The organism is Sphingomonas sp. MMS24-J45 (assembly GCF_044881195.1).
Taxonomy (GTDB): Bacteria; Pseudomonadota; Alphaproteobacteria; order Sphingomonadales; family Sphingomonadaceae; genus Sphingomonas.
Window position 1 is genome coordinate 550957 of the sequence record NZ_CP173255.1, and the last position, 12737, is coordinate 563693.

Genomic DNA, 12737 nt, shown 5'->3' on the forward strand with positions numbered 1-12737 from the left:
CTTTATTCAGCCGGAACCGGGCTACCGCTGAGTGCGGTATGTGCCGGCGACGTGCCACCCTTCTTCGCCAGAACCGCCTCGGTGATCGAGTTCGGCAACGGCCGCGGACGCTCCATCCGCGAAACGATGGGCAGGATGATGAGGAAGTGCGCGAAGTAATACGCCGCCGTGATCTGGCTGGCCATCACGATGCCCGGCGTTGCCGCCGAACCACCGCACCAACCGAGCACCGCGATGTCCGCAACCAGCACCCAGAAGAAGATGCGGTAGGTCGGGCGGAAATTGGACGAGCGCACTGGCGAGCTGTCGAGCCAAGGCAGGAAGAACAGCAGCAGGATCGACCCGAACATCGCGAGCACGCCGAGCAGCTTGGCCGGGATGAACAGGAAGTCGACCGTGAAGGCGCGCAGGATCGCGTAGAACGGCCAGAAATACCATTCCGGAACGATGTGCGCAGGCGTCGAGAGCGAGTTCGCCGGGATATAGTTATCCGGGTGGCCGAGCATGTTCGGCGCGAAGAAGATCAGCGCGGCGAAAACGAACAGGAAAACACCCAGTCCGAAACCGTCCTTTGCCGTGTAATAGGGGTGAAACGGAACGGTGTCCTGCTCGCCCTTCACTTCGACGCCGGTCGGGTTGTTCGAACCCGGGATATGCAGCGCCCAGATGTGCAGGACGATGACGCCTGCGATCACGAACGGCAGCAGATAGTGCAGCGAGAAGAAGCGGTTTAGCGCGGCATTGTCCGGCGCATAGCCGCCGAGCAGCCAGATGCGGATCGTTTCGCCGACGACGGGTATCGCCGAGAAGAAGCCGGTGATCACCTGCGCCCCCCAGAAGCTCATCTGGCCCCAGGGAAGGACGTAGCCCATGAAAGCGGTGGCCATCATCAGCAGGAAGATCGTGACGCCGAGCAACCAGATCATCTCGCGCGGGGCCTTGTACGATCCGTAGAAAAGGCCGCGGAAGATATGGATGTAGACGACGATGAAGAACATCGACGCACCGTTGGCGTGCGCATAGCGCAGGAACCAGCCGGCGTTGACGTCGCGCATGATGTGTTCGACCGAATCGAACGCCACGCCGCCATTGGCCGCATAATGCATCGCCAGCACAATGCCGGTGATGATCTGGATGCCGAGTGCCGCACCTGCGAGCACGCCGAAGTTCCAGAAATAATTGAGGTTGCGCGGGACGGGATAACCCGCACCGACCGCACCATAAACGAGCCGCGGCAGCGGCAGACGCTCATCGATCCACTTCGTAAAGCCGTTCGACGGCGCGTAATGCTTGGCCCAGGGGAAGCTCATGTCCGTGTCCTCAACCCACCGTGATCGTTGTCGGTGATGTGAACTTGTAGTCTGGCACCGCGAGATTCTTCGGGGCCGGACCTTTGCGAATGCGCGCGGCGGTGTCGTATTGCGAACCGTGGCACGGGCAGAAATAGCCGCCATATTGGCCGCGGTCTTCGCCGCTGGTGATCCCCTGCGGGATGCAGCCGAGGTGCGTGCAGACGCCGAGCGTGACGAGCCAGTTCTTCTGGCCCTTGGTGCGCTGTTCGAGCGTCTCAGGGTCGCGCAGCGTCTTAACGTCGACCTTGTCGGCCTCCGCGATTTCCGCTGGCGTCAGATTACGCACGAACAGCGGCTGTTTTCGGAAAGACACCGTGATGCCCTGCCCGGCTTCGATCTTCGACAGATCGACGTCCGTGGTCGACAGCGCGAGCACGTCGGCCGAGGGGTTCATCTGGTTCACCAGCGGCACGACGATCGCGATCGCGCCGACACCGGCCGCGCTGACCGCGGCGATGCTCAGGAAATCACGACGGCGCGGTTCGCCTTCGGAATGCGTCTGGTGCTCACTGGGGACTTCGAGGGTATTTCCGCTTGCCATCCACTTGCCCTTGCACTTCGCCCGCCCGCCGAACGCGGCGCGGATGAACGAAAAATCCGACATGGCCACCCGCGAAGGATGCGCGGGGATGCCTCATGCGCCGCAAGAATGGCGGCACCGTTGGCCCTGTTAGACGCGAGAACGCCATTTTGCCAACAGGATTTTGCCATCTATTTTAGGAGTGCTAGCGGGGGGAATGCGGATCGCCCTGTACCAACCCGAAATCGCCGGAAACGTCGGCGCCATTCTGCGGCTCGGCGCGTGCCTGAACACCGGCGTCGACGTGATCGAGCCTACCAGTTTTACGTGGAGTGAGAAGGCTTTAGCGCGATCCGGCATGGATTATGCCCATGTCGTCGATGTGCGGCGTCACGCCGATTGGGACGCGTTCGAGCGCCAAGTGCCTGGCCGCATCGTCCTGCTTACCACGCGCGGCGGGGTGCGGCTCGATTCGGCGGAATTCCGTGCCGACGACGTGCTGCTGATGGGATCGGAAGGGAGCGGCGTGCCCGACTCCGTCCACGCGCGTGCCGATGTGCAAGTGCGAATTCCCCTTGCGGCAGGAATGCGTTCGCTGAATGTCGCGGTGGCGACGGGAATCGCGCTCGCAGAAGCATTACGACAAACAAGAGGGTGGCCGGAATGATCGAACTCGACTCGGAACAGCAAGAAGCACGTGTCTGGTTCGAACATTTGCGCGACCTGATTTGCGCCGAGTTCGTCGCGATCGAACGCGAAGCCGGCTCAGACGCCGATTTCGATTACACCCCGTGGGACCGCCCCAACCCGGACGGGTCGCCCGGCGGTGGCGGCGTGCGCGGGGTCATGAAGGGCAAGGTTTTCGAGAAGGTCGGCGTCAACGTCTCGACCGTCGGCGGCGCGTTCGAGGGCGATTTCGCCAAGACGATCCACGGCGCGGCCGAGGACCCGACCTTCTTCGCCACCGGCATCAGCCTGGTCGCGCATATGGCGAACCCGCACGTGCCGGCAGTGCATATGAACACGCGCTTCTTGGTCACGACCAAGCGCTGGTTCGGCGGCGGGGCCGATCTTAACCCGCCGCTTCCGTATGAGGAGGATACCGCCGATTTCCACGCGGTGATGAAGGCCGCGTGCGACCCGCATGGCGCGGATTATTACGAGCGCTATTCGAAATGGGCCGAGGACTATTTCTACATTCCGCATCGCAAGGTCCATCGCGGCGTCGGCGGGCTGTTCTGCGATCATCTCGAGGGCGATTTCGACGCTAATCTCGCGTTCATCAAGGATATCGGCCGCGGTTTCCTCGACGCGTATCCACGGATCGTGCGGCGGCGCATGAATACGCCCTTCACCCCCGCCGATACCGCGCAGATGCTGGAATGGCGCGGGCGCTATGCCGAATTCAACTTGGTCTATGATCGCGGTACGCTGTTCGGGCTGAAGACCGGGGGCAATATCGATGCGATCCTGATGAGCCTGCCGCCGCTCGCCACATGGTCCTGACACCGGTCCGCGACGAAGAGGTCGCCACGATCGTCACCACACTGGAAATGCGGACGCGGCCCCCGCTGCGCCCGCTGCCGCCCTCCCCGCTGCGGCTTGTCGCCTGGGACCGGCCGAGCGTGGAGAAGTACCGCGCGCTTTTCCGGCGGGTCGGCGCGCCGTGGCTGTGGTTTTCACGCCTGGTGATGGCAGATGTGCAGGTGCTGCAGATCATCCACGATCCCAAGGTGGCGATCTTCGCGGCGGTCGATCACGCAGGGATCGAGGTCGGGATGCTCGAGCTCGATTTCCGCGAAAGCGGCCAATGCGAGATTTCCTATTTCGCGTTGATCCCGGAACTGGCGGGCAAGGGCCTCGGCCGCTGGCTGATGGCGGAGGCGTTGGCGCGGGCGTGGGTGAAGGACATCGAGCGGGTGTGGGTGCACACCTGCACGCTCGATCACCCCTCGGCGCTCAATTTCTACCGCGCGCAGGGGTTTGTCGCGATCAAGCGCACGGTCGAGACCTTCCCCGATCCGCGCCTGAGCGGCCATTTGCCGCCCGACGCAGCACCTCACATTCCCTTGCTGAGCCGCCGGTAAAGCGCCACTTCGATCAGGATCGACGCGACCACCCCGACGGTGCGGCACACCCCGACCACACAGTCGAGCACCGCCGCCACGACCGGATTGGCCATAGGGGCGCCGTCGAGCGACTGACCGAGCAGCTTGAACGGCATCGCCAGCAGATCGCCGCCGAGCAGCGGCACGCACGCCAGCGCCATCAGGATCAGCCCGTTGCCGCGCGTCATGGCAAAGCTGCGCCGCCATGCCGCGAACACGCCGATCGGTCGTTCAGCGACGAAGATCGGGCCGACCGGCAGCAACCGTCCTTTTAGATACAGCCCCGGAATCAGCAGCAGCAGCGTTCCGATATTGACCGGCAGCGCGATACATAAAGCGAGCAGCACGTAGCGCGGCAGGAACGCGATCCCGTTCGACAGCGCCTCGCCGACGCTTGGCCGGGTGCGGTCGGTATAGAGCCAGAACAGCACCAGCGCACCGAACACCGCGACCAAGGACAGACCGAACAGCAGTAGATCATTCTGCCGCGACCAGATCGTTGCCGCCTCGATCCACGCCTGCAATGCAGCCGTATCCGACCCGGACGCCGGCAGCGGCGGCGGCGCGGTGACGAACATTTCCTGGGCGATTGCGGGAACGAGGATCAGGGCACCCGCAACGCCGATCAGCATTTCGCGGTCGCGCTTGGCCATGACCCAGGCGTCGCGCAGGACGCCTGCTACATCAACGGTCATGCCGCCTCGACGATCGCCTCGCGCGCGTCGCGCGTCGCCAGGTACAATTTGGCCACGAAGGCCGTCGCCAGCACGGAGAACAGCGTCGATGTCGCCGCAACGACGATATGCGTCAGGACGGATGCGAGCGTGACTGTCCCCTCCCCCCGATCAACAGCCGGAAAACGCTGCCGAACACCGCATTCGCCGCCGAAGAGGCGACCCACGAAACGATCCCGTACAGCAGCACCAGCCCGACCACCTTCCAGCCGATGCCGCGCGTCAGCACGAACGACCGTGCGTAAACTCCGACACCGCGCCGCTCCATCACCATGATCGGCGTGATCAACAGCACGAAACGGGCGTAGGCCCAGAGCAGGACCGGAATCAGAAGGAGGACATAGATTCCGGCGATGCTCACCGCGCCGGGATTGGTTGGCGGCGCGGGTTGCTGCCCTGCGGCAAGGGCCGTCATGTCGATACCGCTCATCGCCAGCGCCACGCCGATCGGCAGGGCCAGCAGCAGCGCGATTCCTGTGGTGAGCAAACTGATCCCCAACACCGGGAGAAGCCGCCGGTTGGCAGTCGCCACGGCGGCGGCGCGACCGGCCGGCGGATCGAAGGCAAGCGCAGTAATGGCAATGCCGCCCCAGATCGTCATCACCGACAGCAGCAATACGATCACCCCGATCGCGACATCGGCAATCTGCCCGTCATTCTTCATCAGCGGCATCAGATTGCCGAGCAGGGTCAGCGGCATGAACAGCCCGAGCAGCACGATCGGCATCAGGCCCGCGAGATTATCGCTCAGAAACTCGGCGGTGCGATCCCAAACGGTACTCATGGTCGCAATCACGTCGCTCGTCTCCCCCGCAAAGTCCATCGGCTGTTAGCGCAAGCGCGCGGCGGTTGCCAATGACTTGCGTTGCACCTGGGCCTGCCCCATTTCGCGAGCGTGACGACGACACCCGACAGTATCGAATGGCGCATCGCACCCGCGCCCGTGCCGTATGCCGACGCGGTGGCGGAAATGGAGGCGCGCGCCGCCGCCGTGGCCGCAGGCGAAGCGCGCGAGCTGGTATGGCTGCTGGAACATCCACCAGTTTATACCGGAGGCACCAGCGCCGACCCGGCAGACCTGCGCGACCCCGCCTTCCCCGTGGTGCAGACCGGGCGGGGCGGACGCTATACCTATCACGGCCCCGGGCAGCGGATCGGCTATGTCATCCTCGACCTGAACAAACGCGGGCGCGACGTGCGCCGCTATGTCCACGCGCTCGAAGGTTGGGTGATCGACACGCTCGGCGATCTCGGCATCGCGGCATTCCGCGCCGAGGGCCGGGTCGGGATCTGGACGCATGTGCCTGATCCGGTCGCGCCGGGCGGTGTCGCAGAGGCCAAGATCGGTGCGATCGGCGTGCGCGTGCGACGCTGGGTGACGCTTCACGGATTTTCGGTCAACCTTGCCCCGAATTTGGCACATTTCGGGGGTATCGTGCCTTGTGGCTTAGCGGAATTCGGCGTGACAAGCGCCGAACGACTCGGCGGGCCGACCGATTTTGCGACCTTCGACGCGGCGTTGGCCCGCCGTTTCGAGGCGTTTGCGCATACTCATTCTTTGGGGTGACAAATCTGGGCTTGAGGGTCCGGTGAAACCCGGCTAATGTCCACTACGATTTGGGTATTAAAGGTCTCGAGGCCGACCAAATCCATTATCTAGGGAGCTTTCCAATGCGTGCATTCATTTCCAAGGTCGCTGCTGGTTCGATGATCGCTGTTGCTGCGATCGCCATTTCGGCTTGCACCCCCAAGACCGAGACGACGACGACCGACAACACGATGGTCACCGACATGAACTCGACCGACGCAATGACCACCAACGACACCATGACCGCCACCGACGGCGCGATGGCGAACGACGGTGCGATGATGTCGAACGACACCACGATGACGTCGAACACCACGACCACGACGACCGAGAACAAGATGTAATCCTTCCCGTTCGGGAAAGATTGTATCGAGGGCCGTCCGGGCAACCGGGCGGCCCTTTCGATTCCGGCCACCCCGCCTTTGTTGCGCCGCGCTCTTGACGTCACGGCGTCGGATTCGAAAAAGGGTGCGGGACAAAAAGGATTTGGGTCGCGCCGCGAAACGCCGTAGGCGCGACACCGATGATGAGAGGCACAGAATGATCGTGTTGCGTACCCTTGCCGTGACCGCCGCGCTTTCCGCCGCCGCGCTCGCCACCCCGGCCTCGGCCCAGTTCTATTTCCAGTCGCACGACATGAGCGGCCCGCCGGTCCGCGGCGATGAACCCGGCCTGCCGACGCTGCCCGATGCCACGCCTGACGAAGTCCGCGCCAATCTGGTGTGGAACCTGCGTTCCGCGCTCAACGTCGCCGCGCTGCAGTGCCAGTTCGAGCCGACCCTGCTGACGGTCGAAAATTACAATGTCGCGCTCGCCAATCACAAAGACGAGTTCAAGAAGTCGTTCGATACGCTGGCAAAATATTTCGTCCGTACCGCGAAGGGTGCGAAGCCCGGGCAGACCGCGCTCGATCGCTACGGCACGCGGACCTATTCGGCCTTCACCACGGTCGGCGCGCAATATGGGTTCTGTCAGACCGCCGCAAAGGTCGCGACTGCCGCCGCCTATGCCCCGCGCGGCACGATCTATCAGGTCGCGATGAATTACATGAGCGCCATGCGCAACGCGCTGGTGCCATGGGGCGAGGAACGCTTCCCGCGCACCGTGCAGATCGACACGCGCGTGTGGCTGCCCCGGCTGGACGATGCCTGCTGGGACAGGCGCGGTCGATGGCAGGATCGCAAGTGCGGGCCGTTTACGATGACGTTCCGCTGAACGGAGTCAGCGCAGGCCAAGCGCCTTGTGGGCCTGCAGCGTGAGCCGCCATTTCGGCCGCGCGAGCACCAGATCGATCGCGGCGGCGTGATTGGCCGCCGCATCGATGCTGTCGAGCGGCTGGACCAGATGGTGCGCGAAATCCCAGGTTTCGAGCGTTTCGACATCGCTGCCCGGCTGCGGCCAGACAAGTTTCAGCTCGTCACCGCGCCGCTGCACGACCTCGCTACCCGCCTTGGGGCTGATGCAGACCCAATCGATGCCGGGGTGGACGGGTAGCGTCCCGTTGCTTTCGATCGCGATTTCGAACCCGGCAGCGTGGAGCGCATCGACAAGCGCGTCATCGACTTGCAGCATCGGCTCGCCCCCGGTCAGCACAACGAAGCGCTCCGCCTCCCCTGCCCCCCAGAAGCTCAGCACGGCCTCCGCCAGCGCGGTAGCATCGGCGAACTTGCCCCCGCCCGCGCCATCGGTGCCGACGAAATCGGTGTCGCAAAAGCGGCACACCGCAGTCGCGCGGTCCTGCTCGCGACCCGACCAGAGGTTGCACCCGGCAAAGCGCACGAACACCGCGCGCCGCCCTGCCTGAACGCCCTCCCCCTGCAGCGTCAGGAACATTTCCTTGACGGTGTAGATCACCGCGTCAGACCGCGTAGCGGGTGGGATCGGGCAAGCCCGCTTCCTCGAACCCCTTCTTGCGCAAGCGGCAGCTGTCGCATTCGCCGCAGTGCAGGCCGCCGGGTGCCGGATCGTAGCACGACCAGCTCATACCCGCGTCGAGCCCGAGCCGTGCCGCCTCGCGCGCGATGTCGGCCTTGGTCATATATTGCAGCGGTGCGCGGATGCGGAACGGTGCGCCCTCCACACCCGCCTTGGTGGCGAGTTCGGCGAGCCCTTCGAACGCCGCGATGAATTCCGGTCGGCAATCGGGATAGCCCGAATAATCGAGCGCATTGACGCCAATATACAGGTCGCGCGCGCCGGCCGCCTCGGCCCAGGCGAGCGCCAGACTCAGAAAGACGGTATTGCGCGCCGGAACATAGGTGATCGGGATGCCGGGCTGCACGCCGTCCTTCGGCACCGCAATGTCGGCGGTGAGAGCAGAGCCGCCAAATGCCGCCAGATCGAGCGGAAGCACCACATGCCGCACCGCGCCCAGCGCGCTTGCGATCCGCCGCGCCGAAGCGAGTTCGAGCCGGTGGCGCTGATTGTAATCGAACGACAGCGCCAGCAGGGCGTGGCCGTCTTCACGCGCGCGCGCGGCCGCAACCATCGAATCAAGGCCACCCGACACCAGCACGACTGCCAGTGACGTGACCGGAAAGGTCGTTTCAATTGTCATGATGCCCCCGGCTACGCCCAAACGCTCGCCTTCGCAAGCGCACAACAAAAAACGGGCCGCCCGTAAGCGACCCAGTGGCGCCCGTCATCGGGCAAATCAGGGAGAAAACGTGCCGTCAAAAAATTGCACGTTTCCCGGTAGCACCACTTCGTAAACGCCCGCTTAATGCGCCGCGCCATTTGCCGGGCAGGCACCGATGCGACGCGCCTCATATTGCTCCTCGAACGGCGCACCGTTGATGATGCCTTGCGTATCGAGGCTGAAATTGCGCGCAGTCGTCACCTTCACGCTCGTCCGGCCGTGCCCGCTGCCGGGACAGGTGAAATGCACCGTCGCAATATTGGCCTCATTGGCGATGATGAAGCGTTGGCATTGCAGGCTGGCGTGGCCGTATTGGATCAACGTGTCGGCATCGGCGATGCACGACGTGCTGGGCGCGGCGCTCGATCCGGCGCTCTTGAACTGCCACTGGCCGGGTTCGATCTGTGTAAGCGCGGTCAGCGTCGGCGCGCGCGCGGGCGCTGCCGCCGCCAAAGCGCCCGTCATCAAAACGGCCGCGCCCGCAAGGCGCGCCACGATCCCTACTCGCATATCTTGTCGTCCGCCCCGTGCCGCCGCCCTAATCTATCGGGAGGCGGTGCTGCACCATAGCATGACACGTCGCCCGCGGCGAACAACAATATCGATCACGTAACGATATCAGTGCTCTCAAGCGGCGCGGGCGTCACCGGGAATTTTCGCGCGCAAAAGGCGCAATCGACGAAGATCATGCCGGTTTCATCCGCCATCGCGTGCTGCTCCTCTGCCGGGAATTTGGCGAGGACCTGTGCGATATACTCGGGTGAGCACCGACAGCCGCGGACGAGCCCTGTATCGCCGTGCAGCCGCACCTCGCTTTCCTCGTTGAACAGACGCCACACCAAGGTTTCAAGCGGCAACGACGGGTCGGCGAGTTCCTCGGCCTTCATCGTCTGCCCCAAGATCGAGACATGCTCCCATTCGGGATGATCGAGGCGCGTGTGCAGGCGGTCACGCCCGACCTCGCCCTCGGGCAGATGTTGCAGCAGCAAGCCACCGGCCACGCGCCCGCCAAGACCGACTCGCACGAGCGTCGGGATCTGCTCCGACTGCAGGAAATAATGCTCCGCCGCCGCGCTCAACGAATTGCCATCGAGCGGCACGATGCCCTGATAGCGCTCGCCCGTGATCGCCTGATCGAACGTGATCGCGAGATAGCCCTGCCCGAACAACGCGAACAGGCTGGGGTTCTCCGGTGCCGCAGCCAGGCGTTCGGCATCATACTGGACATAACCGCGCAGTTCGCCGCCGCCCGCGCCACTTTTATAATCGCATACGAGCAGCGTCACGATACCGGTCTGCGTCTGCGCCTGCAGCGTCAACTGCCCGCCCGCATCCTTGAGCGTCGAACCGATCAGCGCGGCAAGCGTCAGCGCCTCGGCGAGCAACGCCTCGATCGGCGCGGGGTATGCGTGTGCCGACAGGATGGTGTCGAGCACGGGGCCAAGCCGCACTATTCGCCCACGCGCGTGTCGATCCGGGATGGTGAAGCCGAGCGCGCGGTCGGTGTCGGTGGTCGAAGTTTCGGTCATCACACTCTTTCGTCACCTCAGCGCAGGCTGGGGTCTCGCGGGGCTCGGGAGCGCCCTACGTCCAGGAGATCCCAGCCTTCGCTGGGATGACGGATATGGTGGAGCGTCAGCCTGGGTTCAACCAATCTGCCCAAAGCACCAGCGCAGCACCGATTTCTGCGCGTGCAACCGGTTTTCCGCCTCCGCCCAGATCAGCGATTGCGGACCGTCGATCACCTCCGCCGTCACTTCCTCGCCGCGATGCGCGGGGAGGCAGTGGAGGAATTTGGCATCCGGGTTCGCTTTCGCCATCAACGCGGCGTCGACCTGATAGGGCATCATCGCGCGCAGCTTGGTGTCGGCGTGCGCCTGGCCCATCGAGATCCAGGTGTCGGTGACGATCACGTCTGCGCCCTCGACCGCTTCCGCCGCCGTACCGACGACGCGCGCGCGCCCCTTGCCGAGCGCCACGTCCTGCTCGGGCGGCATGAAGCCCTGCGGGCAGGCCGCGACCACATCGAAATGCATCAGCCCAGCCGCCTCCATGATCGAGGCGAGCACGTTGTTGCCATCCCCCAGCCACGCCACCTTCAGACCCGGCAGCGGCTTGCCCGCTTCGATGATGGTCAGCAGGTCGGCCATGATCTGGCACGGATGCGAATTATCGGTCAGGCCGTTGATGACCGGGACCGAGGCATGGTGCGCCATCTCCTCGAGCTTCGTGTGGTCATCGGTGCGCAGCATGATCGCGTCGCAATAGCCCGACAGCACGCGCGCGGTGTCCGCCACGGTCTCGCCGCGACCGAGTTGCGTCGTGCCGGCATCGAGCACGATGCTGGAACCGCCCAGCTGGCGTATCGCCATGTCGAAACTGACGCGGGTGCGAGTTCGAGTTTTTTCGAACACCATCGCCAGCGTATGGCCGGCGAGCGGGGCGTCTGCATCGGCTTTGCCCTTGGGCCAAGCGGAGCGCGCCGCCTTGCGGTCGAGCGCATCGGCGAGCATCGCGGCGATCCCGTCGGGGCCTGCGTCGGTGAGCGACAGGAAGTGGCGCACTATGCCGCCACCGCCGTAGGCGCGAACGAGCGCGCGCCGTCGCTGATCTTCTGCACGAATTCGGCGATGTGGCTTTCCTCGATCACCAGCGGCGGCAGGACGCGGACGACATTCTCGCCCGCCGCGACCGTCAGCAATCCGTGATGATCGCGCAAATGCGCCACGAAATCGCGCGCGACGACCGCGTCCTTCAGCTTGATGCCGAACATCAGGCCCTTGCCGCGGATTTCTTCGAAGACATGGTCGAAATTGGGCATCATCTGCTCGACCGAGGCGCGCAACCGCTCGCCCATTGCGGTGACGTGATCGAGGAACCCGTCCTCCAGCATCACGTCGAGGATCGCCTCGCCCGCCGCCATCGCCAGCGGATTGCCGCCGTAGGTCGATCCGTGCGTGCCGAACACCATGCCCTTGGCCGCTTCCTCAGTCGCGAGGCACGCGCCGAGCGGGAAGCCGCCGCCAATGCCCTTGGCCGAGGACAGGATGTCGGGGGTGATGCCGTAATGCTCATACGCCCACATCTTGCCGGTGCGGCCATAGCCACACTGCACTTCGTCGAGCACCAGCAGCAGGCCGTGGTCATCGCAGGCCTTGCGCAGGCCCTGGATGAAGTCGACCGTGCCTGCCGAAACGCCGCCCTCGCCCTGGATCGTCTCGACCATGAAGCCGGCGGTGGTGTCGTCGATCAGCGACAGCGCCGCTTCGAGATCGTTGAACGGCGCGTAGCGGAAGCCCGGCAAGAGCGGCTCGAACCCGTCGCGCATCTTCGGCTGATTGGTCGCCGAAATCGCGCCCATCGTGCGGCCGTGAAAGGCGTTGTTGAAGGTGATCAGCGTGGTCCGCTGCGGATTGCCGTTGGCGTAGTGATAGCGCCGCGCGGTCTTGATCGCGCATTCGACCGCTTCGGTCCCCGAGTTGGTGAAGAAAACCGTGTCGGCGAAACTGTTTTCGACGATCCGCTGGGCGAGATGCTCGCCCTGCGGCGAACCGTACAGGTTCGACACGTGCATCAGCGTCGCCGCCTGCTTGGCGATCGCCTCGACCAGTTTTGGGTGCCCGTGGCCGAGCGCGTTGACCGCGATGCCGGCGGCGAAATCGAGATACTGTTCGCCCTGCTCCCCATAGAGGTAGCAGCCCTCACCTCGCACCGGGCGCACGCCGCAACGCGGGTACACGGGCATCAAGGCTGGGGTCGACACGGGGCTTCTCCTTCAAAAAGCAAAAAGGCGACCA

At 64.4% G+C, this 12737-nt stretch carries 16 protein-coding genes; 6 read left to right on the forward strand and 10 right to left on the reverse strand.

Annotation, left to right across the window (positions count from 1 at the left end):
• Positions 1 to 2: 2 nt before the first annotated feature.
• Positions 3 to 1310 carry a cytochrome bc complex cytochrome b subunit gene (locus AB5I39_RS02890; protein ID WP_404370920.1) on the reverse strand — a complete coding sequence of 436 codons (1308 nt, stop codon included), beginning with the start codon at positions 1308 to 1310 and terminating at the stop codon, positions 3 to 5.
• 10 nt (positions 1311 to 1320) lie between these two features.
• A complete protein-coding gene (gene petA, locus AB5I39_RS02895) occupies positions 1321 to 1893 on the reverse strand; it encodes a ubiquinol-cytochrome c reductase iron-sulfur subunit (RefSeq protein ID WP_404373978.1) in 573 nt (190 codons plus the stop codon).
• A gap of 196 nt (positions 1894 to 2089) precedes the next feature.
• Between petA and AB5I39_RS02900 the strand changes: the two genes are divergently transcribed.
• Genes AB5I39_RS02900 through AB5I39_RS02910 form a run of 3 tightly spaced genes read left to right on the forward strand, consistent with a single transcriptional unit; the run spans position 2090 to position 3959 of the window.
• Entirely contained in the window at positions 2090 to 2539 is a 450-nt protein-coding gene (locus tag AB5I39_RS02900) for a tRNA (cytidine(34)-2'-O)-methyltransferase (protein WP_404370923.1), read from the forward strand.
• Positions 2536 to 3378: an oxygen-dependent coproporphyrinogen oxidase gene (gene hemF / locus AB5I39_RS02905; protein ID WP_404370926.1), complete on the forward strand. Its 843-nt coding sequence runs from the start codon at positions 2536 to 2538 to the stop codon at positions 3376 to 3378. The genes AB5I39_RS02900 and hemF overlap by 4 nt, the downstream gene beginning before the upstream one ends.
• Complete coding sequence (locus AB5I39_RS02910) at positions 3369 to 3959, forward strand: GNAT family N-acetyltransferase (RefSeq protein ID WP_404370929.1); 591 nt, start codon at positions 3369 to 3371, stop codon at positions 3957 to 3959. The genes hemF and AB5I39_RS02910 overlap by 10 nt, the downstream gene beginning before the upstream one ends.
• Here the strand turns inward: AB5I39_RS02910 and AB5I39_RS02915 are convergent.
• Together AB5I39_RS02915 and AB5I39_RS02920 are read right to left on the reverse strand one after the other, a co-directional pair.
• Positions 3932 to 4675, reverse strand: a complete 744-nt coding sequence (locus AB5I39_RS02915; RefSeq protein WP_404370931.1) for a hypothetical protein — start codon at positions 4673 to 4675, stop codon at positions 3932 to 3934. The two genes, AB5I39_RS02910 and AB5I39_RS02915, sit on opposite strands and share 28 nt — an antisense overlap.
• 112 nt (positions 4676 to 4787) lie before the next feature.
• Positions 4788 to 5498 (reverse strand): hypothetical protein, encoded by a 711-nt coding sequence (locus tag AB5I39_RS02920; protein ID WP_404370933.1) that lies wholly within the window; start codon positions 5496 to 5498, stop codon positions 4788 to 4790.
• 111 nt (positions 5499 to 5609) lie between these two features.
• Between AB5I39_RS02920 and lipB the strand changes: the two genes are divergently transcribed.
• The 3 genes from lipB (at position 5610) to AB5I39_RS02935 (ending at position 7517) form a co-directional block, all read left to right on the forward strand.
• Positions 5610 to 6281 (forward strand): lipoyl(octanoyl) transferase LipB, encoded by a 672-nt coding sequence (gene lipB, locus AB5I39_RS02925; protein ID WP_404370936.1) that lies wholly within the window; start codon positions 5610 to 5612, stop codon positions 6279 to 6281.
• 104 nt (positions 6282 to 6385) lie between these two features.
• Complete coding sequence (locus tag AB5I39_RS02930; protein WP_404370939.1) at positions 6386 to 6646, forward strand: hypothetical protein; 261 nt, start codon at positions 6386 to 6388, stop codon at positions 6644 to 6646.
• Between the two features lie 196 nt (positions 6647 to 6842).
• The gene (locus tag AB5I39_RS02935; RefSeq protein ID WP_404370942.1) at positions 6843 to 7517 is read left to right on the forward strand and encodes a hypothetical protein; all 675 of its coding nucleotides are present in this window, start codon (positions 6843 to 6845) and stop codon (positions 7515 to 7517) included.
• A 6-nt stretch (positions 7518 to 7523) separates the two neighbouring features.
• On the opposite strand, the gene queE is transcribed toward AB5I39_RS02935, so the two are convergent.
• The 6 genes from queE to AB5I39_RS02965 all read right to left on the reverse strand — a co-directional run bounded on the left by queE (position 7524) and on the right by AB5I39_RS02965 (position 12703).
• Positions 7524 to 8156 (reverse strand): 7-carboxy-7-deazaguanine synthase, encoded by a 633-nt coding sequence (gene queE / locus AB5I39_RS02940; protein ID WP_404370945.1) that lies wholly within the window; start codon positions 8154 to 8156, stop codon positions 7524 to 7526.
• A 4-nt stretch (positions 8157 to 8160) separates the two neighbouring features.
• The gene (gene queC, locus AB5I39_RS02945) at positions 8161 to 8859 is read right to left on the reverse strand and encodes a 7-cyano-7-deazaguanine synthase QueC (protein WP_404370948.1); all 699 of its coding nucleotides are present in this window, start codon (positions 8857 to 8859) and stop codon (positions 8161 to 8163) included.
• A gap of 162 nt (positions 8860 to 9021) precedes the next feature.
• Positions 9022 to 9405 (reverse strand): DUF3617 domain-containing protein, encoded by a 384-nt coding sequence (locus AB5I39_RS02950; RefSeq protein WP_404370951.1) that lies wholly within the window; start codon positions 9403 to 9405, stop codon positions 9022 to 9024.
• Positions 9406 to 9545: 140 nt separating this feature from the next.
• Positions 9546 to 10469 carry an Hsp33 family molecular chaperone HslO gene (locus tag AB5I39_RS02955; RefSeq protein ID WP_404370954.1) on the reverse strand — a complete coding sequence of 308 codons (924 nt, stop codon included), beginning with the start codon at positions 10467 to 10469 and terminating at the stop codon, positions 9546 to 9548.
• A gap of 117 nt (positions 10470 to 10586) precedes the next feature.
• On the reverse strand, positions 10587 to 11504 hold the full coding sequence (gene argF / locus AB5I39_RS02960; protein ID WP_404370956.1) for an ornithine carbamoyltransferase: 918 nt from the start codon (positions 11502 to 11504) through the stop codon (positions 10587 to 10589).
• Entirely contained in the window at positions 11504 to 12703 is a 1200-nt protein-coding gene (locus AB5I39_RS02965; protein ID WP_404370959.1) for an aspartate aminotransferase family protein, read from the reverse strand. The genes argF and AB5I39_RS02965 overlap by 1 nt, the downstream gene beginning before the upstream one ends.
• Between the last annotated feature and the right edge of the window lie 34 nt (positions 12704 to 12737).